The 876-nt window shown below is 61.4% G+C and carries 2 protein-coding genes; one reads left to right on the plus strand and one right to left on the minus strand.

Translation table 11 applies throughout. The annotated features are described in order from the left end of the window. On the minus strand, positions 1-264 hold a 264-nt coding region (locus VBE63_RS30485), incomplete at its 3' end, for a metalloregulator ArsR/SmtB family transcription factor (protein WP_323686699.1). Positions 265-485: 221 nt separating this feature from the next. On the opposite strand from VBE63_RS30485, the gene VBE63_RS30490 reads away from it, so the two are divergent. Further along, a complete protein-coding gene (locus VBE63_RS30490; protein WP_323686700.1) occupies positions 486-830 on the plus strand; it encodes a DsrE/DsrF/TusD sulfur relay family protein in 345 nt (114 codons plus the stop codon). The last annotated feature ends 46 nt before the right edge of the window (positions 831-876 follow it).

The following is an 876-nucleotide window of genomic DNA, read 5'->3' on the forward strand; positions in this document are numbered from 1 at the left end:
CGCCCGCTCATCGCCGAGCGAATAGCGCACATACTTGCCATCGCGCCGGGCATTGACCAGCCCCGCGGCCTTGAGCTGCTGCAGATGCTTGGAGGTGTTGGCCACCGACAGCCCGCTGAGCCGCACCAGTTCCTCGACACTGCGCTCGCCCTGAGCCAGATAGTCGAGCAGCTCCAGCCGCGCCGAATGCCCCAAGGCGCGGGCGATCACGGCGAGATGCTCGAACAGCTGTTGTTTAGGCGATGCAGACTGGGACTGGGTCACGATGAGCGGCTGGCAAGGACAGGACGCCACAGTATAACGCCACGCGCATCAGAACCCGCTCGCCATCCCTCGACACTCAGCCTTCACCAGCTAACAGCCGATAGCCGATAGCCGATAGCCGATAGCCGATAGCCGATAGCCAACATTCAACTTAATATTTGAATGATGTCTCTGTTCATGGGATACTGCCGACTTCAATCTCGACTGCGGAGCCCACACCCATGACCACCCTGTTCATCCTCAACGACCCCGCTTACGGCACCGAGCGCAGCTTCAATGGACTGCGATTAGCGAAGGCCTTGCAAAACAAGGGCGAGACCGTCAGCGTCTTTCTGATGGCCGATGCGGTCACCTGCGCCAAGGCCGGGCAGACGGTGCCGCAGGGCTACTACAATCTTGAGTTGATGGTGAAAGGCGTTGCCCGCAAAGGCGAGATGTTGCTCTGCGGCACCTGCATGGACGCACGCGGTATCACCGATGAGGAACTGGTCGAGGGCGCGCGCCGCAGCACCCTGGATGAACTGGCTGAGCGCACGCTCGCCGCCGACAAGGTGCTGGTGTTCTGAGTGGTGGCCGTTTGTGTGGAGGCGCACGCAAGCGCTAGCGCCAGCT

It is taken from the genome of Lamprobacter sp., assembly GCF_034860625.1.
Taxonomy (GTDB): Bacteria; Pseudomonadota; Gammaproteobacteria; order Chromatiales; family Chromatiaceae; genus Lamprobacter.

What these genes read in the sequence shown, in the direction of transcription:
- VBE63_RS30490 (WP_323686700.1), top strand. Translation starts at nt 486, where the DNA reads ATGACCACCCTGTTCATCCTCAACGACCCCGCTTACGGCACCGAGCGC.